The organism is Pseudomonas maumuensis (assembly GCF_019139675.1).
Classification (GTDB): Bacteria; Pseudomonadota; Gammaproteobacteria; order Pseudomonadales; family Pseudomonadaceae; genus Aquipseudomonas; species Aquipseudomonas maumuensis.
Map to the genome: position 1 here is coordinate 1,178,207 of NZ_CP077077.1, position 17,729 is coordinate 1,195,935.

Annotated in this window: 15 protein-coding genes; 9 read left to right on the forward strand and 6 right to left on the reverse strand. The window is 65.5% G+C overall.

Translation table 11 applies throughout. From position 1 onward, the window contains the following. Positions 1-9: 9 nt before the first annotated feature. The 6 genes from KSS90_RS05500 to gap all read right to left on the reverse strand — a co-directional run bounded on the left by KSS90_RS05500 (position 10) and on the right by gap (position 6,679). The gene (locus KSS90_RS05500) at positions 10-423 is read right to left on the reverse strand and encodes a YbaN family protein (protein WP_217868511.1); all 414 of its coding nucleotides are present in this window, start codon (positions 421-423) and stop codon (positions 10-12) included. Positions 424-471: 48 nt separating this feature from the next. Further along, entirely contained in the window at positions 472-1,077 is a 606-nt protein-coding gene (locus tag KSS90_RS05505) for a biliverdin-producing heme oxygenase (RefSeq protein WP_217868512.1), read from the reverse strand. A 147-nt stretch (positions 1,078-1,224) separates the two neighbouring features. Then, the gene (locus KSS90_RS05510) at positions 1,225-3,834 is read right to left on the reverse strand and encodes a TonB-dependent receptor (RefSeq protein ID WP_217868513.1); all 2,610 of its coding nucleotides are present in this window, start codon (positions 3,832-3,834) and stop codon (positions 1,225-1,227) included. A 125-nt stretch (positions 3,835-3,959) separates the two neighbouring features. Continuing rightward, positions 3,960-4,922, reverse strand: a complete 963-nt coding sequence (locus KSS90_RS05515) for a FecR family protein (protein ID WP_217868514.1) — start codon at positions 4,920-4,922, stop codon at positions 3,960-3,962. Between the two features lie 93 nt (positions 4,923-5,015). After that, positions 5,016-5,528, reverse strand: coding sequence for an RNA polymerase sigma factor (locus KSS90_RS05520; RefSeq protein WP_217868515.1), 513 nt, complete (start codon positions 5,526-5,528; stop codon positions 5,016-5,018). Positions 5,529-5,677: 149 nt separating this feature from the next. Beyond that, a complete protein-coding gene (gap, locus tag KSS90_RS05525; RefSeq protein WP_217868516.1) occupies positions 5,678-6,679 on the reverse strand; it encodes a type I glyceraldehyde-3-phosphate dehydrogenase in 1,002 nt (333 codons plus the stop codon). A gap of 266 nt (positions 6,680-6,945) precedes the next feature. On the opposite strand from gap, the gene edd reads away from it, so the two are divergent. The 9 genes from edd to KSS90_RS05570 all read left to right on the forward strand — a co-directional run bounded on the left by edd (position 6,946) and on the right by KSS90_RS05570 (position 17,729). After that, positions 6,946-8,772, forward strand: coding sequence for a phosphogluconate dehydratase (edd, locus tag KSS90_RS05530; RefSeq protein WP_217868517.1), 1,827 nt, complete (start codon positions 6,946-6,948; stop codon positions 8,770-8,772). Next, positions 8,769-9,725 carry a glucokinase gene (locus tag KSS90_RS05535; protein ID WP_217868518.1) on the forward strand — a complete coding sequence of 319 codons (957 nt, stop codon included), beginning with the start codon at positions 8,769-8,771 and terminating at the stop codon, positions 9,723-9,725. The genes edd and KSS90_RS05535 overlap by 4 nt, the downstream gene beginning before the upstream one ends. A gap of 95 nt (positions 9,726-9,820) precedes the next feature. Next, positions 9,821-10,516 carry a response regulator gene (locus tag KSS90_RS05540; protein ID WP_437180082.1) on the forward strand — a complete coding sequence of 232 codons (696 nt, stop codon included), beginning with the start codon at positions 9,821-9,823 and terminating at the stop codon, positions 10,514-10,516. After that, complete coding sequence (locus KSS90_RS05545) at positions 10,500-11,954, forward strand: ATP-binding protein (protein WP_225933136.1); 1,455 nt, start codon at positions 10,500-10,502, stop codon at positions 11,952-11,954. Before KSS90_RS05540 ends, KSS90_RS05545 begins: the two co-directional genes overlap by 17 nt. A gap of 116 nt (positions 11,955-12,070) precedes the next feature. Beyond that, on the forward strand, positions 12,071-13,288 hold the full coding sequence (locus KSS90_RS05550) for a D-mannose isomerase (RefSeq protein ID WP_217868520.1): 1,218 nt from the start codon (positions 12,071-12,073) through the stop codon (positions 13,286-13,288). A gap of 115 nt (positions 13,289-13,403) precedes the next feature. Beyond that, positions 13,404-14,690 (forward strand): ABC transporter substrate-binding protein, encoded by a 1,287-nt coding sequence (locus KSS90_RS05555; protein WP_217868521.1) that lies wholly within the window; start codon positions 13,404-13,406, stop codon positions 14,688-14,690. A 134-nt stretch (positions 14,691-14,824) separates the two neighbouring features. After that, positions 14,825-15,733, forward strand: coding sequence for a carbohydrate ABC transporter permease (locus KSS90_RS05560; RefSeq protein ID WP_023630395.1), 909 nt, complete (start codon positions 14,825-14,827; stop codon positions 15,731-15,733). Further along, a complete protein-coding gene (locus KSS90_RS05565; RefSeq protein ID WP_217868522.1) occupies positions 15,726-16,571 on the forward strand; it encodes a carbohydrate ABC transporter permease in 846 nt (281 codons plus the stop codon). Before KSS90_RS05560 ends, KSS90_RS05565 begins: the two co-directional genes overlap by 8 nt. 3 nt (positions 16,572-16,574) lie before the next feature. Next, a complete protein-coding gene (locus KSS90_RS05570; protein ID WP_217868523.1) occupies positions 16,575-17,729 on the forward strand; it encodes an ABC transporter ATP-binding protein in 1,155 nt (384 codons plus the stop codon).

Here is a 17,729-nt window from a genome sequence, read left to right on the forward strand (position 1 = left end):
GCGATTGAATCAATTTTGCAGTTCGACGCTACCTTGGGGGATAGGCCGTTCCGGCCGCGACCAGATCCACAGGTTGCCCATGGCCATGCCGCCAATGGCGAGGAACACGGGCCAGTGATGCTCGAGGACGATCAGCATGAAGCTCGCGCACAGCAGCATGCTGATGGTGGCGCTGACCTTGGCACGGCGCTGGATCACTTTGCCGTTGCGCCAGTTGAAAAGGATCGGGCCGAACAGCCGGTGGTTCTCCAGCCAGGCAGACAGGCGCGGCGAGCTGCGGGTGGCGGCCCAGGCGGCGAGGAGGATGAACTCGGTGGTGGGCAGGCCGGGAATGACGATGGCCACCAGGCCAATCCCCAGGCTGACGTAGGCCAGGATCGCGTAGAGCAGGCGGGACAGTTTCGAGCGGGCGATTCGGGTCATGGTCTCACTGCAACGGTGTGGCCGCCCGCAGGCGGCCGGTAAAGCGTGTCAGGCCAGCGCGGCGTCGGCAGCGTAGGCGTGCTTGAGCAGCTCGGTGAAGCGCTCGAAGGCAGCCACCGCGCCACGCTCGGCGGCGGCGTCTTCCTCGGGCGACAGTTCCAGGCTGTCGAGGATACGGGTGAACTGCTTCCAGCCTTCGGCGCGCCCGCCCGCTGGTTCGCCCAGGTGGCGGGCGCCGAAGGTTTCGGACAGTTCCAGGGCCACGGCACGCTTGATCAGGAACGCGGCGCCCAGTTTGGAGCCTTCGGAAACGAAGATCCAGCCCAGTGCTTCGCCCAGGCTTGGCTTGCCCAGGGCGCCGGCGAAAGGCGCGGGCACTTCGGTGTCGAGGTCGGCCAGGTCCAGGCGGGCCTGCTCGGCGCGGCAACGCTCGGCCAGGTCGGGAACGATGGCGATCAGTTGCGGGTCGGTGTACAGCGCCTGCAACTCGGACTGGAACAGGTACTGGGCGACCACGAAGCGGGCGAAGCTCTCGCGGCTGTCGAACGGCTTGTGCGACTTGACCAGGGCGTCCAGCTCGGTGTGCGGGGCATGGGTGACCTGGTTCAGGCGCTGGGAGCGCAGATTGGCGCGTTCGGTGGACGGGGCGGTCATGGGGGCATCCTTGGAAAATGGGGCGTCTAAGTGACAAGACGAAGGAGAAGACGCAGGACAGTAAAAAAACCTCACCTGCGAAGTGAAATCATTCTCATGGCTTGAAAGGGCGGCACCTGCATCGCGGGCACCGCCGATTTGAGCCGATCAGATATCCCACACCAGGTTGATGGCGAAGTTGCGCCCCGGCGCGGTCAGGCGGTCAAGATTGGCCGGTTGGGTGACGGCGGCCTCGCTCACGCCTGTGTTGTTGCCGACGCTGGCGTACTTGCGCACATCGTCCCACTGCCAGTATTTCTTGTCGGTCAGGTTGTACAGGCCACCGTTGATGGTCAGGTCGTCGGTGATCCGGTAGAACCCGGTCAGGTCGAGCACGCCGTAGCCCGGTGTGCGGAACTCCGAGCTGGAGCCATCGGGGGCGAAGAACGTGGTGTCGTCCACGCGGTTTTTGCGTTTGACCAGGGTCCAGCTCAACTGAGTGCCGTAGTCGACTTGTTCGTAGCCCAGGCCGAACACGCCCGTCAGCGGGTTCACGCTGTTGAGCGGCTGGCCGGTGTCGTCGTTGCGACCGTAGGCATAGGCAACCGAGGCAACCGAGTAGAGGCCTTCCGGTGCTCCGAAGCGGTCCAGGTTGAGGCGCCCCTTGATTTCCGCACCCTTGATGGTGGCGTGCTTGATGTTGTTGGCCTGGAAGGTCGACCCGAGCTTGCCGGACTGGACGGCGTCCTCGTTGATGAAGTCGCGATACTTGTTGTAGAACACCGCCACATCGAAGTTGCCGGCGTCGAAGTTACCACGCAGGCCGGTTTCATAGCTCTTGCTCTTTTCCGGCTCCAGTCCCGAGTTGGGCTCGACCACATAGCCGCCGGCCAGGTTTTCGAAGCGCCCATACAGGGCTTTCGCCGTCGGCGTGCGGAAACCTTCGGCGTACTGGCCGTACCAGGTGTAGTGATCATCGAAGGCATAGGTCACGCCGAGTTTCGGCGACAGACGGTGCCAATTTTTCTGCGAGTCGTCCACGCCGGTCGACTGCCCCGGCGCGGCGCTCTGCAGGCCGAGCAGGTATTCGTCGGTCATGCGTGGATCGAGGCGGGTGTAGTCGTAGCGCAGACCGGGCAGGAAGGTCCACTGGTTCCAGCGAATTTCATCCTGGGCGAACAGGCTGTAGGTATCCACGGTCGGATCCGGGAAATCGCTGACGCGCGGCTGGGTGTCGTCCGTGCTGATCTGGCCGATCGCGCGGCACGACCCGCCAATGTTGAGGCAGGTGCCAGTGCCACTGCGCGAGCCGGTGATCTTCTCGTGCTTGATCGTGGTGCCGTAGGTCAGCAGGTGGTCGGTGGCACCAATGCTGAAGGCTTTATCCAGCTGAGCGTCGAGTACCCATTGCCGGTCCTTGTAGGTGGTCTGGCGGTCACGGGCTACCTGGCGGCCACGGGCGAAATAGAGTTCGTCGGTGGTCTGGTTGGTTTTGGCGACCTGGTAGTTCAGGCTCCACTTCATGTTGTCGGCGAACAGGCTGTCGAGGCCGAACTCGTGATTGATGCCGAAGCGTTCGCGGGTGACAGTGTCGTTGCCCTGGCGCATGCGATACGAGTTCATGGCCGGCATGCCTGGAATGAACGGTCCACCCACCGCGCTGAGGATGTTCTGGTCGCGGTCATCCTTATAGCGCTCGTAGGTCAGTCCCAGTCGTGCGTCGTCGGCGTAGTTCCAGCCCAGCTTGGCCAGCACGTTGGTGGTGCGCACGTCCTCGGGGTTGGCGGCGGTGCGTGACAGGCCGGTACCGCCGTGTTCTGCATACGATTCGGTTTCGTGGCCGTTGCGCTGGCTCAGGTGCAGCAGGCCGTCGAAATCACCTTGGCGTCCCGCGACGGTGGCGGAGGTCAGCCAGCTTTCATCGGCCGAGCTGTAGCCGGTTTTCAGACGGGCGCCGACATCCTTGCCGGGTTTGATGATGTCGTCGGGGTCGAGGGTGAAGTAGCTCACCGCGCCGCCGATGGCGTTGCTGCCGTACAGGACCGAGGCCGGGCCACGGAGGATCTCCACGCGCTTGACGATTTCCGGGTCGACGTAGTTGCGCTGGGTCTGGGCATAGGGGCCGTAGAAGAAACTGTCCGGAATCGACACGCCGTCCACCTGGGTCAGCACCCGGTCACCATCGATGCCACGAATGTTGTAGCCGTTCAGGCCACTGCGCTGCCCGGTGCCGGACACCGACACGCCAGGCTCATAGCGCACCAGTTGCTTGATGTCGTTGACGTTCTGCCGGTCCAGTTGCTCGCGGGTCTGCACGCTGACGGTGCTCGGCACCTGGCTGACGTCCTGGGCGCTGCGGGTGGCGCTGACGGTCACCTGCTGCAGGGCGATGGCGTTGCCGGCGGCCTGGCGTTCCAGCACCACGTTGCCGTTGCCGATCTTGCGGTAGCCCAGGCCAGTGCCGCGCAGCAGGCGCTGCAGCGCCGCTTCCGGGGCCAGCGAGCCCTGTACGCCCGGCGAGGCCACGCCGTCAGCCAGCTCGGCGCTGAAGCCGACCTGCCAGCCGGTGACCTGGCTGAAGGCATTGATGGCCTCGACCAGTGGTTGCTGGGCAATGGCGAAACGGTAGTCGCCCATGCGCGGGCTGCTCGCCTGGGCCGGTTCCACGGCCAGCGCGGGCAGGCTGCAGGCGCCGCTGGCGAGCAGGGCCAAGGTCAACAGGGACAATTGCCCGCGGCGGCGGGAAGAAGTGGACGGGCGGGTTTGACCTGTGGGCATCGAAAGCGCTCCCTGTCGCGCGTGAGTCATAGACAGTGTTTGTTCTCGTTTTCGAACGAGAATCAATCGTATTGGCTATAACGAGACGGGCGAGGTGTGGCGATCGCGTAAAAAAACTTGCAAGGTCAGTTGAGGATTACCACGGCTGGGTATTCATGCAGTTGCGCCGAGGTGATGTGGGCCAGGGCACGCAGCGTTTCCAGCGGCTGGTCGAGGCGGTAGTTGCCGGTGACCGCGACCTGTTCCAGGTGCGCGTTGCGGTTGATGATCCAGCCTGGGTAGTAGCGGCGGACTTCTGCAAGCACCTGGCTCAGCGGGCAGTTCTCGAACACCAGGCGGCCTTCGATCCAGGCCAGGTCCTTGCTCATGTCGGGACGCTGGCGCTGGCCGAAGCCTGTGGGGCCGACGCTGATGCTGTCGCCGGCACTCAGGCGGATGCGCTGGTCGCTCGCGGCCTGCAGGTCGACATCGCCGCGCTGCACCCGCACCTGGGCCTCGCCATCGAGGTAGCGCACGGCGAAATCGGTGTCGCGCACGCTGGCGCGCAGCGGGCCGGCCTGGACTTCCAGCGGCGGCTGGCTGGCGTTGGACACCTGGAAATACGCCTCGCCCTGCAGCAGGCGGGCAACCTTGCGGCCTTCTCGCTCGTCGCTGGCAAAGGCCGAATTGGTGTTGAGCAGTACCTTGGCGCCGTGGTCCAGCTCCAGGCGTTGGCGCTCACCGACCACGGTCAGGTGGTCGGCCTGCAGGCGCACCGGCAGGTTGCCGAAGGTGAACAGTCCGACCAGCAACATGGCGGCGGTGGCCAGCGGTTTCCAGTGGCTGCGCAGGCGCCCGGCAAGCGAGCGCTTGCGCCTGTGCTGCAGTTGCCCGGCCACCTGGCGCAGCGATGCGCCGTTCCACATCGCCTCGGCTTCGACATAGGCCTCGGCGTTTTCCGGTTCGGCGCCCAGCCAGTGCTCGAAAGCGCGGGTGTCGTCTTCGCTGGCGCATTGCAGGCGGATCAACCAGTCCAGCGCCTCTTCGCGGGCACGGGCGCGGGCATCAGGCTCGGCGGGTGACGGGCGAGGGGCGGGGTGGTCGGTCACGGGGGATCCTTGCATCGGGCATTTTTTGCGCATGATCGGTGCAGACCTTGCCCATGGCAAGGGTTTTGCGCCGGCCAGCGGCGAGCGGTCGGGTCACTGGTGACGATCGGCCACGCCCATGCAGATGGCCATGATCAGCTTCAGCTCCTTCTGCACGGTGCTGGCCGAGACGCTCAACTGCTCGGCGATTTCCAGGTAGCTGGCGCCGTGCAGGCGGCTGAGGATGAAGATGCGTTGCTGGCGTTCGGTCAGTTGGCCGAGGCTGACGCTCAGGTGCTTGAGCAGTTGTTCGGCGTGAGCGGCATCCTCGCTGCTGCCCAGGGGCGCGGCGACATTGTGCAGGACCTGCTCTGGCACGTCGTCCACCAGGGTGCGGGCCTGTACCCGGCGGGCGCGCAGGTGGTCCAGGGCCAGGTTGCGTGCGGTCTGGAACACGAAGGGCTCGAGGTGTTCGATCGGTCGTTCGCCCAGGGCGCGGGTGACCCGCAGGTAGGTTTCCTGCAGCAGGTCCTCGGCGGTGCTGGGGTTGCCCACCATGCGCTGCAGCGTGCGCAGCAAAGTTAGACGCTGGGTGAGGAACACTGAGTTGAACCGGGACTGACTCACGGGGGAACCTGGGCGCTTTGGGGTGAATGATAATGCTTATCATCACTAGCCAAGGTCAAGCTTGAAAATGTCACGGATGAGTAAAGCGTGTGGGAGCAGGGTTGCCCCGCTCCCACTCAGTCGGGTTCAGCCAAGGCGTGGTCCCTGCCTCAGCGTGCGTTGAACAGCGCCAGGCAGTTGTCCAGCATACGGTTGGAGAAGCCCCACTCGTTGTCGTACCAGGCAAGCACCTTGAGCATCCGGCCGTTGGCGCGGGTGTGGTTGGCGTCGAAGATCGACGACAGCGGGTTGTGGTTGAAGTCGCACGACACCAGCGGCAGGGCGTTGTAGCCCAGCACCCGGGAATGGCGGCTGGCTTCGAGGAACAGCTGGTTGACCTCCTCGGCGCTGGTTTCGCGCTGCAGGTTGACGGTGAGGTCGACCAGCGACACGTTGATCACCGGCACCCGTACGGCCATGCCGGTGAGCTTGCCGGCCAGTTCCGGCAGTACCAGGCCGACGGCCTCGGCGGCGCCGGTCTTGCTCGGGATCATCGACTGGGTGGCCGAGCGGGCGCGGTACGGATCGCCGTGATAGACGTCGGTGAGCACCTGGTCGTTGGTGTAGGCGTGGATGGTGGTCATCAGGCCTTGCTCGATGCCGAACTCGCGGTGCAGCACCTGGGCAATCGGCGCCAGGCAGTTGGTGGTGCACGAGGCGTTGGAGATGATCTGGTGCGAGGCGCGCAGCACATCGTGGTTGACGCCGTACACCACGGTGGCGTCGACACCCTTGGCCGGGGCGCTGACGATCACCTTGCCGGCCCCGGCGCTCAGGTGCGCGGCGGCCTTGGCGCGTTCGGTGAACAGCCCGGTGCATTCGAACACCACATCGATGGCCAAGGTTTTCCAGGGCAGCTCGGCAGGGTTGCGGATGGCGCTGACGGCGATGCGGTCGCCATTGACGGTGAGGCTTTCGTGGTCGGCCTCGACAGTGGCGTCGAAGGTGCCGTGGACGCTGTCGTATTTGAGCAGGTGGGCATTCATCGCGCTGTCGCCCAGGTCGTTGATGGCGACGACCTGCAGGTCCTGGCGGTAGCCCTGCGTGTACAGTGCGCGCAGGACGTTACGTCCGATGCGGCCGAATCCGTTGATGGCGATGCGTAGGGTCATGGTATTACCTCTGGCAGTCGGGTGAAGCCTGTGGCACAAAGGACAGCTTCACTGAAACGGTTTTGTTGTTGGAATTACAAGATTATTCACCGAGAGATAGAAAACAAGCCTTTTTGCTGGCAGTATTTTGTTTAAACATACAACGAGTGGTCGGGTCATCCCCTTGTCGAGCGGTCCAGGTGCCTTTTCCTAGAGCCTAGGTCGCAATCGTTTGGAGGGAAAATGCCCCAGTGAAGCCGCCCCACAGTTAGCCTGGAGTCCAGTACATGCATCCGCGCATCCTTGAGGTCACCGAACGGCTGATCGCCCGCAGCCGCCGTACCCGTGAACGCTACCTTGAGCTGATCCGTGGGGCGGCCAGCGACGGACCCATGCGCGGCCAGTTGCAGTGCGCCAACTTCGCCCATGGCGTGGCTGGCTGTGGCGGCGAGGACAAGCAGACCCTGCGCCTGATGAACGCCGCCAACGTGGCTATCGTCTCGGCCTACAACGACATGCTCTCGGCGCACCAGCCGTACCAGCACTTCCCCGAACAGATCAAACAGGCGCTGCGCGAGGTCGGTTCGGTCGGCCAGTTCGCCGGCGGTGTGCCGGCCATGTGCGACGGCGTCACCCAGGGCGAGCCGGGCATGGAGCTGGCCATCGCCAGCCGCGAGGTGATCGCCATGTCCACCGCCATCGCCCTGTCGCACAACATGTTCGATGGCGCGCTGATGCTGGGCATCTGCGACAAGATCGTTCCCGGGCTGATGATGGGCGCCTTGCGTTTCGGCCACCTGCCGACGATCTTCGTGCCGGGCGGGCCGATGGTCTCGGGCATCTCCAACAAGGAAAAGGCCGATGTGCGCCAGCGCTACGCCGAGGGCAAGGCCACCCGCGAGCAGCTGCTCGAATCGGAAATGAAGAGCTACCACGGCCCCGGCACCTGCACTTTCTACGGCACCGCCAACACCAACCAGCTGGTGATGGAGGTCATGGGCCTGCACCTGCCGGGCGCCTCGTTCGTAAACCCCTACACGCCGCTGCGCGATGCCCTCACCGCCGAGGCCGCGCGCCAGGTCACGCGCATGACCAAGGCCAGTGGCAGCTTCATGCCCATTGGCGAGATCGTCGACGAAAAGGCGCTGGTCAACTCGATCGTCGCCCTGCACGCCACCGGCGGCTCGACCAACCACACCCTGCATATCCCGGCCATCGCCCAGGCCGCCGGCATCCAGCTGACCTGGCAGGACATGGCCGACCTGTCCGAGGTGGTGCCGACGCTGTCCCACGTCTATCCCAACGGCAAGGCCGACATCAACCACTTCCAGGCCTCCGGCGGCATGGCGTTCCTGATTCGCGAGCTGCTCGACGCGGGCCTGCTGCACGAGGACGTCAACACCGTGGCCGGGCATGGCCTGCGCCGCTACACCCAGGAGCCGTTCCTCGAGGATGGCCGCCTGGTCTGGCGCGAGGGGCCGCAGCACAGCCTCGACGAAAGCATCCTGCGCCCGGTGGCGCGGCCGTTCTCCGCCGAGGGCGGTTTGCGCGTGATGGAAGGCAACCTTGGCCGTGGTGTGATGAAGGTTTCTGCCGTGGCGCCCGAGCACCGGGTGGTCGAGGCGCCCGCCCGGGTGTTCCACGACCAGCAGTCGCTGGCCGATGCGTTCAAGGCCGGCGAGCTGGAGCGCGACTTCGTCGCCGTGGTGCGCTTCCAGGGGCCGCGCTGCAACGGCATGCCCGAGCTGCACAAGCTGACGCCGTTCCTCGGCGTGCTGCAGGATCGCGGCTTCAAGGTGGCGCTGGTCACCGACGGGCGTATGTCAGGCGCCTCGGGCAAGATCCCGGCGGCCATCCACGTCTGCCCGGAGGCTTTTGATGGTGGCCCGCTGGCGCGGGTGCGCGATGGTGATATCGTGCGCGTCGATGGTGCCGCAGGCACGCTGCGGATCATGGTCTCGGCCGAGGAGCTGGCCGACCGTGAGCTGCCCGAGCCGCCGCAAGGCAACGACCTGGGCTGCGGGCGCGAGCTGTTCGGTTTCATGCGCGTGGCGTTCAGCTCGGCGGAAAAGGGCGCGAGTGCCTTCACCTCTGGCCTGGAGAATCTCAAGTGAAAGACCTGCTGGTTGGCGACATTGGTGGTACCAATGCACGTTTTGCCCTGTGGCGCGGTAACCAGTTGCAGGCGGTCCAGGTGCTGGCCACCGCCGACTACACCAGCCCCGAACAGGCCATCGAGGCCTATCTGGCCGACCAGGGCATTGCCCGTGGCGGCTTGGCGGCGGTGTGCCTGGCAGTGGCAGGTCCGGTGGACGGTGACGAATTCCGCTTTACCAACAACCACTGGCGCCTGAGCCGCAGCGCGTTCTGCCAGACGCTGCAGGTCGATCGCCTGTTGTTGATCAACGACTTTTCCGCGATGGCGCTGGGCATGACCCGCCTGCGCGCTGGCGAATGCCGTGAGGTCTGCGCAGGTCAGGCCGATCCATCGCGCCCGGCGCTGGTGATCGGCCCCGGCACCGGGCTCGGCGTGGGCAGCCTGCTGCGCCACGGTGAGCACTGGCTGGCGCTGCCGGGGGAGGGCGGGCATGTCGACCTGCCGGTGGGCAATGCCCGCGAAGCGGCGATTCATCAGGAAATCCATCGGCAGATCGGCCATGTCAGTGCCGAGACCGTACTCAGTGGCGGTGGGTTGGTGCGCTTGTACCAGGCCATCTGTGCGCTCGATGGTGCAACGCCGACGCACAAGACCCCGGCGCAGATCACCGACGCGGCGCTGGCCAACGAGCCACGGGCGCTGGCGGTGGTCGAGCAGTTTTGCCGGTTCCTCGGCCGGGTGGCGGGCAACAATGTGCTCACCCTCGGCGCGCGGGGGGGCGTCTACATTGTCGGTGGCGTGATTCCACGTTTCGCCGAGCTGTTCCTGCGCAGCGGCTTTGCCGCGAGCTTCGCCGACAAGGGCTGCATGAGTGGTTACTTCGCCGGGGTGCCGGTATGGCTGGTGACGGCGGAGTTTTCCGGGTTGCTGGGGGCCGGGGTGGCCTTGCAGCAGTCACTGGGCGACTGATCGCTGGGGCCGAGAAGCCGCCCCGACAGCAGACACAAAGATCTGCGTTTACAAGAGGACTGACCATTGTGACCACTGCCGGCAAATCGATCCTGATGGTCGACGACGACCAGGACATCCGTGAACTGCTGCAGACCTACCTCGCCCGCTGCGGCCTGCAGGTGCATGCCGAACCTGACGGCCAGGGCTTTCGCCGCGCCCTGGACGCCAACCCCTACGACCTGGTGATCCTCGACGTGATGCTGCCCGACGAAGACGGCTTCAGCCTGTGTCGCTGGGTTCGTCAGCACCCACGCCAGGCGCGGGTGCCGATCATCATGCTCACCGCCAGTTCCGACGAAGCCGACCGGGTCATCGGCCTGGAACTGGGCGCCGACGACTACCTCGGCAAACCCTTCAGCCCACGAGAACTGCAGGCGCGGATCAAGGCCTTGTTGCGTCGTGCCGATTTCGGCCAGGCGGCACCGACGAGTGCGGTGCTGGCCTTCGATGACTGGCGGCTGGACACGATCAGCCACCGCCTGTTCCACCGCGACGGCGAAGAGGTGATCCTCTCCGGCGCCGACTTCGCCCTGCTCAAACTGTTTCTCGATCACCCGCAGCAGATCCTCGACCGCGACACCATCGGCAACGCCACCCGTGGCCGCGAGCCGATGCCGCTGGACCGTATCGTCGACATGGCGGTCAGCCGCCTGCGCCAGCGCCTGCGCGACACGGAAAAACCACCCCGGCTGATCCGCACCGTACGCGGCAGCGGCTACCTGCTGGCGGCCAATGTCTGCCCGGCCTGACGAGCGTCGCTGGCGCCTGCTGCCGCGCTCGCTGCTGGGGCGCATGCTGCTGCTTACCTTGCTGGTGGTGTTGCTGGCCCAGGGCCTGTCCAGCGTGATCTGGGTCGCGCAGCTGCGCGCCAGCCAGCTGCAGGGCCTGCGCGCCAGCGCCAGCAGCCTCGCGCATTCGATGAGTGCCAGTGTCAGCTACTTCCGCTCGTTGCCGGTGGCCTATCGGCCCATGGTGCTGGACCAGTTGCGCAGCATGGGCGGCACGCGCTTCTTCGTCTCGCTCAACGTCAAGCCGCTGGAAATGCCGGTGTTGCCGATCACCCCGCGCAAGCAGGCGGTGATCGACGTGTTCCAGGAGGTGTTGCACGAGCGTCTTGGCCAGCAGATGGAGATCTCCGTGGAGTTCGTCAGCCCTGACGATCTGCGCATCTTCAACAGCGGCCTGAAGCTTGATGAGCTGCCCCGCTCCTGGGCGCACTATTCGTTGACCCTCGAGCCGCTCAATCCGCCGGTGCTGGTGACCCAGATCCGCCTCGGCGAAGGCGAGTGGCTGTACATCGCCTCGCTGCTGCCCGAGCCCTACACCAGCCTCGAAGCCGAACGCCTGCCGCGTCAGCAGATCGGCTTCATTGCCCTGACTACCGTGTTGTTGCTGCTGTTCATCGGCCTGCTGGTGCATTGGCAGAGCCGGCCGCTCAAGCGCCTGGCACGGGCGGCGCGGGAAATGTCGCTGGGCGCCGACGTGGCCCCGGTGGCCGAGGGCGGCGGTAGCGAGGTGGTCGAGGTGGGGCGGGCGTTCAACAGCATGCGCGAACGGATCAGTCGCTACCTGACCGAACGCTCCCAGCTGTTCAGCGCCATTTCCCACGACCTGCGCACTCCGATCACGCGCCTGCGCCTGCGGGTCGAACTGCTCGAGGACGAGAAGCTGCAAGCGAAGTTCAGTCGCGACCTCGACGAGCTGGAGTTGCTGGTCAAGGGCGCGCTGCAATGCGTCAAGGACACCGACATTCACGAGAACATCGAGCCGATCGATCTCAACCAGGTGCTGGAGATGCTCGCCGAACCTTACCTCGGCGATGGGCGCATCACCCTCGAGGGGCGGGCGTTGGCGCCGTACCCCGGCAAGTCGCTGGCCCTGCGCCGCTGCATCGGCAACCTGATCGACAACGCCATCAAGTATGGCGAGCGGGCTCACCTGCGGATCCTCGACAGTGCCGAGAGCTTCGTCCTGCAGGTGGACGACCAGGGGCCGGGGGTGCCGGAACAACGGCTGGAACAGGTGTTCGAGCCGCACTTCCGCCTGGCCGGGCAGCAGCAGGGGTATGGGCTGGGGCTGGGCATAGCGCGCAACATCGCCCATAGCCATGGCGGCGAGGTGAGCCTGTTGAACCTGCGCGAGGGTGGGTTGCGGGTGACCTTGTACCTGCCGCGTACAGCCGAATGAGCTCTTGTCGCGGCGCAGCGATGTAACGATGTGGTGACAATCGAGCCGGTCTTCGTGACATGCCAGCCAGGACGGCTGACTAGAATCGGCTGACAACAACAAGGAAGACCACGCCCATGGCCAACCGCTGGATCGACTCCCCGACACACCATGCCTGGCTCGACGCCGAGGCCCTGCGCCTGCTCGCCTTCGCCAGGGCCTCGCGCCTGCCCCAGGGGTTCGGCAACCTCGATGACGAAGGCCGCCTGCCCCGTTGCGCCCTGGCCGAGACCATGAACACCGCGCGCATGACCCACAGCTTTGCCCTGGCGCATATCCAGGGCGTTCCGGGTTGCCGCGAGCTGGTCGAGCATGGCGTCGGCGCCCTGCAAGGCCCGTTGCGCGACCAGGAGCATGACGGCTGGTACGCGCAGCCCGAAGGTCATGGTGACACTGGCAAGGCCGCCTACCTGCACGCCTTTGTCGTCCTCGCCGCCAGCTCGGCGGTGGTGGCGGGCATCAGCCAGGCATCGGCGTTGCTGGAGGCGGTGACCCAGGTTATCGATCAGCGCTTCTGGTGCGAAGAGGAGGGTGCCCTGCGCGAGTCGTTCTCCCGCGACTGGCAACAGGCGGAGGCCTACCGGGGTGCCAACAGCAACATGCATGGCGTCGAGGCGTTCCTCGCCCTGGCCGACGTGACCGGCGATACCCGGTGGTTGCTGCGCGCTCAACGGATCGTCGAGCGCTTGATCCTGACCCGCGCCGCTGCCGACGGTATGCGCGTCACGGAGCATTTCGATGCGCAGTGGCAGGCGCTCCCCGACTACAACCGCGAAAACCCCGCCGATGGCTTCCGTCCTTACGGGACCACGCCCGGCCACGCCTTCGAATGGGCGCGTCTGGTGCTGCACCTGGAGGCGGCCCTGCAAAGGGCGCAACTGCCCGCGCCAGAGTCCTTGCTGCCAGCCGCCCGGGGCTTGTTCGACAGCGCCTGCCGCCACGCCTGGCAGGCCGATGGCGCGTTAGGCCTGGTCTACACCCTGGATTGGCATAACCGCCCGGTGGTGCGCGAGCGCCTGCACTGGGTGCATGCCGAGGCCTGTGCCACTGCCGCGGCGTTGTTGCGACGTACCGGTGAAGCCCAGTACGAACACTGGTACCGCTGTTTCTGGGACTTCATCGCCAGTCACTTCATCGACCGTGCCCACGGCAGCTGGCACCACGAACTCGACCCGGCGCTGCTGCCCAGCGCGCGCATCTGGGGCGGCAAGCCCGACCTCTACCACGCCTACCAGGCCCTGCTGCTGCCGCGCCTGCCGCTGGCGCCGAGCCTGGCCACGGCCCTGGCTTTGTAACCAAACGATGACATTCGCGCATCCGTTCGTTACCTGGCGCCGGGCGCGACCTCCCTACACTCCATGCCATGCAAGCGACAGTCTTGCCTCGCATAACAACAAGAAAGGTAATCCCATGCATCCGACGCTTCGTCTCGCCGCCGCGATCTCCTTCGCCTCCCTGTTCTCCCTCAGTGCCCAGGCCGCCGATGCCAAAGGCAGCGTGGAAGTCGTCCATTGGTGGACCTCCGGCGGCGAGAAGGCCGCGGTCGACGTGCTCAAGGCCCAGGTCGAGAAGGACGGCTTCACTTGGAAGGACGGCGCCGTGGCTGGCGGCGGTGGTGCCACTGCCATGACCGTGCTCAAGAGCCGCGCCGTGGCCGGCAACCCGCCCGGGGTCGCGCAGATCAAGGGCCCGGATATCCAGGACTGGGCCGCTACCGGGTTGCTCGATCCCGACGTGCTCAAGGACGTGGCCAAGGACGAGAAGTGGGACGGCCTGCTCGACAAGAAGGTCGCCGACACCGTCAAGTACGACGGCGATTATGTGGCCGTGCCGGTGAACATCCACCGTATCAACTGGCTGTGGATCAACCCTGAGGTGTTCAAGAAGGCCGGCATCGACAAGGCGCCGACCACCCTCGACGAATTCTACGCCGCCGCCGACAAGCTCAAGGCCGCCGGTTTCATCCCGCTCGCCCACGGTGGCCAGCCCTGGCAGGACAGCACCGTGTTTGAGAGCGTGGTGCTCTCGGTGATGGGCGTCGAGGGCTACAAGAAGGCCCTGGTCGAGCTGGACGAAAAAGCCCTGACCGGCCCCGAGATGGTCAAGGCGCTCACCGAGCTGAAGAAGGTCGCCACCTACATGGACCCGGACGGCAAGGGCCAGGACTGGAACCTTGAAGCGGCCAAGGTCATCAACGGCAAGGCCGGCATGCAGATCATGGGCGACTGGGCCAAGAGCGAATGGACGCTGGCGAAGAAGACCGCCGGCAAGGACTACCAGTGCGTGGCCTTCCCGGGCACCGACCAGGCCTTCCTCTACAACATCGACTCGCTGGTGGTGTTCAAGCAGAAGGACAAGGGTACCGCGGCAGGCCAGCAGGACATCGCCCGCAAGGTGCTGGGCGAAGACTTCCAGAAGGTCTTCAGCATCAACAAGGGCTCGATCCCGGTGCGTAACGACATGCTTGCCGACATGGGCAAGTACGGCTTCGACAGCTGCGCCCAGACGGCGGCCAAGGACTTCCTGGCCGACGCCAAGTCCGGCGGCCTGCAACCGAGCATGGCGCACAACATGGCCACCACCCTGGCGGTACAGGGGGCGTTCTTCGATGTGGTGACCAACTACATCAACGATCCCAAGGCCGATCCGGCCGACGCGGCGAAGAAGCTGGCCGCAGCCGTCAACGCCGCCAAGTAAGGATCTGACGGCCCTATCGCCGGCAAGCCGGCTCCCACAGGTACAGCGATCAGCCTGAGCACACCTGTACCTGTGGGAGCTGGCTTGCCAGCGATGAGGCCCATGCAGGCAATCTCGCATCGGGAACCCAGATCATGACTACAGCAACCGCCCGCCTGCGGGCCTCACCCCTGGATGCGCTGCAGCGCTGGCTGCCGAAGCTGGTGCTGGCGCCGAGCATGTTCATCGTCCTGGTGGGCTTCTACGGCTACATCCTGTGGACCTTTGTCCTCTCGTTCACCACCTCGACCTTCCTGCCTACCTACAAGTGGGCGGGCCTGGCGCAGTACGCCCGGCTGTTCGACAACGACCGCTGGTGGGTGGCGAGCAAGAACCTGCTGCTGTTCGGCGGGCTGTTCATCGGCATCACCCTGGCCATCGGCGTGTTCCTTGCGGTGCTGCTCGACCAGCGCATCCGCCGCGAAGGCTTCATCCGCACCATCTACCTGTACCCCATGGCGCTGTCGATGATCGTTACCGGTACCGCCTGGAAGTGGCTGCTCAACCCCGGCATGGGCCTGGACAAGCTGCTGCGTGACTGGGGCTGGGAAGGCTTTCGCCTGGACTGGCTGATCGATCCCGACCGCGTGGTCTATTGCCTGGTGATCGCTGCCGTGTGGCAGGCCTCGGGCTTCATCATGGCGATGTTCCTCGCCGGCCTGCGCGGCGTCGACCAGTCGATCATCCGCGCCGCCCAGCTCGATGGCGCCAGCCTGCCGCGCATCTACTGGACCGTGGTGCTGCCCAGCCTGCGCCCGGTGTTCTTCAGCTCGCTGATGATCCTCGCGCACATCGCGATCAAGAGCTTCGACCTGGTGGCGGCGATGACCGCGGGCGGGCCGGGCTACTCCTCGGACCTGCCAGCGATGTTCATGTACTCGTTCACCTTCAGCCGTGGGCAGATGGGCATGGGCTCGGCCAGCGCCATCCTCATGCTGGGCGCGATCCTGGCGATCATCGTCCCCTACCTGTACTCCGAACTGCGGGGCAAACGCCATGATTAGTCCTGTCGACAAACCCGCGCTGAACCTCAGCCGCATCGCCATCCACGCGGTGCTGCTGCTGGCGGTGCTGCTGTACCTGGTGCCGCTGGTGGTCATGCTGCTGACCAGCTTCAAGACCCCCGAGGACATCGGCAGCGGCAACCTGCTGAGCTGGCCGGCGGCGTTCACTGGCATCGGCTGGGCCAAGGCCTGGGCCACGGTCAACGGCTACTTCCTCAACTCGATCCTGATCACCGTGCCGGCGGTGCTGATCTCCACGGCCATCGGCGCGCTCAACGGCTACGTGCTGTCGATGTGGCGCTTCCGTGGCTCGCAGCTGTTCTTCGGCCTGCTGCTGTTCGGCTGCTTCCTGCCGTTCCAGACCGTGCTGCTGCCGGCCTCGTTCACCCTCGGCAAGCTGGGCCTGGCCAGCACCACCAGCGGCCTGGTGCTGGTGCATGTGGTGTACGGCCTGGCCTTCACCACATTGTTCTTCCGCAACTACTACGTGAGCATCCCCGAGGCGCTGGTCAAGGCCGCGCGCCTGGACGGCGCCGGGTTCTTCACCATCTTCGGGCGGATCATCCTGCCGATGTCGACGCCGATCATCATGGTCTGCCTGATCTGGCAGTTCACCCAGATCTGGAACGACTTCCTGTTCGGCGTGGTGTTCTCCAGCGGCGACTCGCAACCGATCACCGTGGCCCTGAACAACCTGGTCAACACCAGCACCGGGGCCAAGGAATATAACGTCGACATGGCCGCGGCGATGATCGCCGGGCTGCCGACGCTGCTGGTCTACGTGATTGCGGGCAAGTATTTCGTGCGCGGGCTGACCGCCGGCGCGGTCAAGGGGTAAGTCATGGCAACACTCGAACTTCGCAATGTGCACAAGACCTATGGCGCGGGCCTGCCGGACACGCTCAAGGACATCCAGCTGGCGATCAAGGACGGCGAGTTCCTGATCCTGGTCGGGCCCTCGGGCTGCGGCAAGTCGACGCTGATGAACTGCATCGCCGGCCTGGAAAGCATCAGCGGCGGGGCGATCCTCATCGACGACGAGGATGTCAGCGGCATGAGCCCCAAGGATCGCGACATCGCCATGGTGTTCCAGTCCTACGCGCTGTACCCGACCATGAACGTGCGCGACAACATCGCCTTTGGCCTGAAGATCCGCAAGATGTCCCAGGCCGCCATCGACGAGGAGGTGGCGCGGGTCGCCAAGCTGTTGCAGATCGAGCACCTGCTGGGGCGCAAGCCCGGGCAGCTGTCCGGCGGCCAGCAGCAGCGCGTGGCCATGGGCCGGGCGCTGGCGCGGCGGCCGAAGATCTACCTGTTCGATGAACCGCTGTCGAACCTCGACGCCAAGCTGCGGGTGGAGATGCGCACCGAGATCAAGCTGATGCACCAGCGCCTGAAGACCACCACGGTGTATGTCACCCATGACCAGATCGAGGCCATGACCCTGGGCGACAAGGTGGCGGTGATGAAGGACGGCATCATCCAGCAGTTCGGCACCCCGCAGCAGATCTACAACGACCCGGCCAACCTGTTCGTCGCCAGTTTCATCGGCTCGCCGCCGATGAATTTCATCCCCGTGCGCCTGATGAAGCAGGACGGGCGGGTGCTGGCGCTGCTCGACAGCGGCCAGGCGCGCTGCGAGCTGCCGCTGGGCGTGGCGGCGGACGAGGTGGAAGGGCGCGAGATCATTCTCGGCGTGCGTCCTGAACAAATCTCGCTGGGCGCCGCCGAGGGCAACGGCATGCCCGCTATTCGCGCCGAAGTACAGGTCACCGAGCCCACCGGCCCGGACCTGCTGGTGTTCGTCACCCTCAACCAGACCAAGGTCTGCTGCCGCCTGGCACCGGATGTGGCGTGCCGGGTCGGCGACAGCCTCAACCTGCAGTTCGACCCGGCGCGGGTGCTGCTGTTCGACGCAGACAGCGGCGAACGCCTCGACCTCGCCGCCAATAGCACTGCCATCAAGGACAACGTGACTCGCTTCAAAGGCCGTTGA